This window comes from Actinomadura sp. WAC 06369, from assembly GCF_003947565.1.
Taxonomy (GTDB): Bacteria; Actinomycetota; Actinomycetes; order Streptosporangiales; family Streptosporangiaceae; genus Spirillospora; species Spirillospora rifamycini.
This window is the reverse complement of record NZ_QHJN01000297.1, coordinates 1-5,242: the sequence shown is the minus strand read 5'-3', so window position 1 is coordinate 5,242 and position 5,242 is coordinate 1. Positions and strand designations below refer to the sequence as shown.

Annotated in this window: 5 protein-coding genes; 4 read left to right on the top strand and 1 reads right to left on the bottom strand. The window is 76.9% G+C overall.

What is annotated here, in order from left to right; translation table 11 throughout:
- Positions 1–61 precede the first annotated feature (61 nt).
- Positions 62–679 (bottom strand): TetR/AcrR family transcriptional regulator, encoded by a 618-nt coding sequence (locus DMH08_RS38450; RefSeq protein WP_125621161.1) that lies wholly within the window; start codon positions 677–679, stop codon positions 62–64.
- A 99-nt stretch (positions 680–778) separates the two neighbouring features.
- Here DMH08_RS38450 and DMH08_RS38445 point away from each other — a divergent pair, with 99 nt between their 5' ends.
- The 4 genes from DMH08_RS38445 to DMH08_RS38430 form a co-directional block, all read left to right on the top strand.
- Positions 779–1,753: a hypothetical protein gene (locus tag DMH08_RS38445; protein ID WP_125621159.1), complete on the top strand. Its 975-nt coding sequence runs from the start codon at positions 779–781 to the stop codon at positions 1,751–1,753.
- 86 nt (positions 1,754–1,839) lie between these two features.
- Entirely contained in the window at positions 1,840–2,772 is a 933-nt protein-coding gene (locus DMH08_RS38440; protein ID WP_125621157.1) for an ABC transporter permease subunit, read from the top strand.
- Complete coding sequence (locus tag DMH08_RS38435) at positions 2,769–3,554, top strand: ABC transporter permease (protein WP_125621156.1); 786 nt, start codon at positions 2,769–2,771, stop codon at positions 3,552–3,554. Before DMH08_RS38440 ends, DMH08_RS38435 begins: the two co-directional genes overlap by 4 nt.
- Positions 3,551–5,242 (top strand): dipeptide ABC transporter ATP-binding protein (locus DMH08_RS38430; RefSeq protein ID WP_148108656.1); only part of this gene is annotated, 1,692 nt, incomplete at its 3' end. The genes DMH08_RS38435 and DMH08_RS38430, both read left to right, overlap by 4 nt.

The window sequence follows — 5,242 nt, the reverse complement described above, 5'->3', positions numbered from 1 at the left end:
AAGCCGGGGCGGGGCTTCCGCGGGGCGGGGCTTCTGCGGGGAGGTCGGGAAGGGGAAAGCGTCAGTCCCCGGCGTGGGCGGCCGGCATGAGGTCGGTCAGCATGGCGCGCGTGCCGCGGGCGAACTCGGCCGGGTCGACGTCGTCGAGCACGAGGCGCTGCAGGAGGAAGCCGGGGACCAGGCTGAACATGACCTTGCCGACCTCCACCGCGTCGGTGCCGGCGGGCAGGCGGCCGGCCTCGATCAGCCGGGCCGCGTAGCGGATCCAGGTGTCGCGGAGACTGACCATGGTGGCGGAGACGTAGCTGCGGATCTCCGGGTCGAACATCGCCAGGGCCCAGCCCTGCGGGGCGAGGCGGAGGACGCCGTCGTCCCGGGACCTGTCCATGGCGCGCTCGGCGATCCGCTCGATCAGTTCCTCGGGCGCCGGGAGGGGGTCGGCCTCCACGAGTTCGTCCAGGTACGTGTGGAGGTCGCCGACCACGGTCGACAGGATCGCCTCGATGATCTCGTTCTTGCTCTTGAAGTAGCGGTAGACGGCGCCGGCCGAGAGTCCGGCCTCCGCGAAGATGTCCTGCATCGACGTCGCGTGGACGCCCTGGCGGATGAAGCACGCGCGGGCGGCGTCCAGGATCTGGCGGCGCCGCCGCTCCAGGTGCTCTTCGCTCACTCTCGGCATGCCCCCAATCTAAAACGGACGTTCGTTCTTGACAACACGGCGCGGCCGGTGTGACTCTCCTAAAGAGAACGGACATCCGCTTTTTTTAGGAGCAAGGTCGTGCAGTCCTCACTCGCCGTGCGCAGCGCCGGGGTCGCCCTCGGCGCCGCGCTCCTGCAGCTCTTGATGATCTGCGCCTTCACCTGGCCCGCCGCCCGCACCGAGCCGCGCGACGTCCCGATCGTCGTGGCGGGTCCGGGCGCGGCCGCGACGGCCGAACGGCTCGAGCGGACGCTGCCCGGCGCGTTCGACGTCGAGGCCGTGCCCGCCGCCGACGACGCCCGCGCCGCGATCGCCGACCGGCGGGCGTACGGCGCGATCGTCGCGACCCCGGAGGGCCCGCGCGTGCTCACCGCGTCCGCCGCCTCGCCGGTGATCGCGCAGCAGCTCACCGCGCTCGCCGGGAACCTCGCGGGCGCCCCGCGCGGCGCGCCCGTCCAGGACGTCGTCGCCGCCGACCCGGACGATCCGCGCGGCGCCGGCCTCGCGGCGATCGTCCTGCCGCTGATCATGTCGTCGCTCGCCGCCGCGGTGCTGCTGACGTTCGCGGTGCCGAGCCCGGCGTGGCGGGCCGCCGGGGCGCTGCTGTTCGCCGTGCTCGGCGGCCTCGGCGTCGCGGGCCTCGCCTTCGGGTGGCTGTCGCTCTTCCCCGGCCCCTACCTCGTGGTCGCCGGCGTCGCCGCGCTCGCCATCCTGGCGGTGACCGGGACCGTCGCGGGCCTGGCCGCCGCGGTCGGACGGTCCGGGCTCGGCATCGGCGCGCTCACGTTCCTGCTGCTCGGAAACCCGCTGTCCGGGGTCACCGCGGCGCCGGAGATGCTGCCGGAGCCCTTGGGCGCGGTCGGGCAGCTCCTCCCGCCCGGCGCCGCGGGCACGCTCATGCGCTCGGCCACGTTCTTCGACGGCGCGGGCGCGGGCGCCCCGCTCGCGGTGCTGCTGACCTGGGCCGCCGCCGGGTTCGCCCTGCTGGGCGCGGCGGCGCTGCGGGCGCCCCGCGAGAAGCCCGCCCGCGAGAAGGAGGCCGTACCCGCCTGAACCGGAGACGGAAGTCGCCGTTCGCCCGTCCCGGTGCGTAGCCAGTCAGTAGCCTTAAGTAACCTCATCGCATCGGAAGGGCGGACATGGCGGCGTTCCTGCTGCGCCGGACGGTACGGGCCGCGCTGCAGGCCGCGCTCGGCGCGAGCCTCGTCTACCTGCTGGCCGCCGCCGCGCTCGACCCCCGCGCCCACCCGGCGGACCGGGCCGCGCGCCCGCCGGACGCCGTCGTCGACGCCCGCCTCGCACGGCTCAACCTCGACCCCCGCGTCCCGCCGTCCGCCCGCTACCGGGTCTGGGCGGCGGGCGTCCTGCGCGGCGACCTCGGCCGTACCCTCGACGGCCGGCCCGTCGGACCCGAACTGCGCCGCCGCCTCGGGGTCGGCGTCCGGCTCGTCCTCCCCGGCGCGCTGCTCGGCTCCGTTCTCGGCGTCGCCCTCGGCGCGTGGGCGGCGGCACGGCGGGCCGCGGACCGGCTCGTCTCCCCGCTCACCTACGTGCTCGCCGCCGTCCCGGTGTTCGTGCTCGCCGTCCTCGCGCAGATCGCCGCGGCCGCCGCCAACGACGCCGCGGGCGTCCGGGCCGTCACCTGGACCGGCGGCACGGCGTCCGGGCCGCTGCTCCCGGCCCTCGTGATCGCGCTCGCGCAGGCGGCCCTCGTCGCCCGCTACCAGCGGGTCGCGACGCTGGACGTGCTGGACGCCGCGTTCGTCCGGGCGGCCCGCGCGAAGGGGCTGCGGCGCCGCGGCGCCCTGCTCCGGCACGCGCTGCGGCCCGCGCTCGTCCCGCTCGCCGCCCGCCTCCCGCACACCGCCGCGATGCTGCTGCTCGGCGGCATGCTCGTCGAGCAGGTCTTCGGGCGGCACGGCCCCGGCGCGTGGCTGGCCGCGTCGGTCGCGCGCGGCGACGTCAACGCGGTCGCCGCCGTCGGCGGCCTCGCCGCCTGCGCGGTGCCGGCGGCCGCGCTCGCCGCGGACGTCCTGCACGGGCTCCTCGACCCGCGCGTCCGGCCGGCGTGACGCGCGTCGCCGCCGGCCTGGTCCCGCTCGCCGCGCTCGTGCTGCTCGCCGCCGCCGGACCGGCCCTCGCACCGTGGGCGTGGGACGAGATCGACTTCACCGCGTTCGGCGAGGGGCCGTCGCGGCGGCACTGGCTCGGCACCACGCAGAACGGGCGCGACGTGTTCGCCGTGACCGTCCACGCCCTCCGCAGGTCCCTCCTGATCGGCGCCGCCGTCGCCGCCCTCGCGACGTTCCTGGCGGCCCTCGCCGGCACCGTCGCGGGCTACGCGGGCGGGCACGCCGACCGGGCGCTGACCTGGTGCGTCGACCTGCTGTCCGTCCTGCCGCCGTTCCTCCTCGCGGCCGTCCTCGCACCGGACGCGGGCACGCTCGCGCTCGTCGCCGTCCTCGCCGGGACGATGTGGACGCCGACGGCCCGGACCGTGCGGGCCGCGGTCCGCTCGCTGCGCGCCCGCGAGCACGTCCTGGCCGCCCGGCTCGCCGGGGTGGGCGCGCCGCGCACGATCGTCCGGCACGTCCTGCCGGCGCTCGCGCCGCTGCTCGCGGTCGACGCGGGCCTCACCGTCGGCGCCGCGGTCATCGCCGAGAGCGGGCTCGCCCACCTCGGGTTCGGCGTCCGCCCGCCCGGCGTGTCGCTCGGCTCGCTGGTCGCCGACGGCGGCCCGGCCGTCCTCGCGTTCCCCTGGCGGTTCGGCTTCCCCGCCGCGCTCCTGGTCCTGATCGCCGTCGCCGCGAACCTGCTCGCCGACGGCCTCCGCGACGCCCTCGACCCGCGGTGACGGCGCTGGCGGTCGCGGACCTGCGGGTCCGCTGGGCGGCGGGCGCCCCGGCCGTGCGGGGCGCGGGATTCGACCTGCGCGCGGGGGAGACGCTGGGCGTCGTCGGCGCGTCGGGCTCCGGCAAGACCGCCCTCGCCCTCGCCGTCCTCGGCCTGCTCCCGGACGGCGCGCGCGCCGACGGGTCGGTGCGCCTGCACGGCAGGGAACTCCTCGGACGCTCCGACGCCGAACTCTCCCGGATCCGCGGCAAGGACCTGGCGATGGTGTTCCAGGACCTCGCCTCCCTCAATCCCGTCCGCACCGTGGGCGCCCAGATCGCCGAAGCCGTCCGCGTCCATCGGCGCACCAGCCGCGCGGCGGCGCGCGCGCAGGCCGTCGAACTGCTCGGCCTCGTCGGCATCCCGCACGCACCCCGGCGCGCGCGGGCCTACCCCCACGAATACTCGGGCGGGATGCAGAGGCGCGCGCTGATCGCGATGGCGATGGCGCACGACCCGTCCGTCCTCATCGCGGACGAGCCGACCGCGGGCCTCGACGTCACCGTCCAGGCGCAGATCCTCGACGTGCTGCGCACCGCGCGGGCGTCCGGGACCGCGACCGTCCTCATCGCGCACGACCTCGGCGTCGTCGCGGGCATCGCCGACCGCGTCCTCGTCATGCACGACGGGCGCGCGGTCGAGCAGGGCACGGCCGAGGAGGTCTACCGGCGCCCCCGCACGCCCCGCACGGCCGCGCTCCTGCGTTCGGCGCCGCGCATCGCCCCGCGCCCCGCGCGCGCCCGGCCGCCCGGCCCCGCGGTCCTCGCCGTCGACGCCCTCGTCCGCCACCACGGCGCCGTGCGAGCGGTGGACGGCGTCACGTTCGACGTCCGGCGAGGCGAGACCCTCGCGCTGGTGGGCGAGTCGGGCTGCGGCAAGACGACCGCCCTCATGGAGATCGTCCGCCTGGCCCGGCCCCCGCGCGGCAGGATCACCGTCCTCGGCGAGGACACCGCGACCCTCCGCCGCGCCCGCCGCAGAACCCTGCGCCGCGACGTCCAGCTCGTCTTCCAGGACCCCTGTTCATCGCTCAACCCCCGGATGCGCGTCCGCGACATCATCGCCGAGCCGCTCACCGCCCACGGCATGCCCGCGTCCGAGCGCGTCCGGGACCTCCTCGGCCTCGTGGGCCTCGAACCCCGCCACGCGGACCGCCGCCCACACGAACTGTCGGGCGGGCAGAAACAACGAGTCGGCATCGCCAGGGCACTCGCTCTGGAACCACGCCTACTCCTCCTGGACGAACCCGTCGCTTCACTGGACGCGACCACACAGGCCGGGGTGCTGAACCTCCTGCAAGAACTCCAGTCCCGGCTCGGCCTCGCCTGCGTGTTCGTCGCCCACGACCTCGCGGTCGTCCACCGGATCGCCGATCGCGTCGCCGTCATGCACGCGGGCCGCATCGTCGAACTGGGCCCGGCCGACGAGGTCTACGCGGCGCCTGCACACCCGTACACGCGCGCGCTCCTGGACGCGATCCCGATCCCTGATCCCGTCCTCGAGCGCGCGCGCCCCCGCGTCGTCCTGCACGGCGAGGCGCCCGACCCCGCGAATCCGCCCGACGGCTGCCGCTTCCGCGCCCGGTGCCCGATCCACCCCGCGCTCCCGCCCGCCGCGCGCGCCCGGTGCGCCGCCTCGGACCCCGAGCCC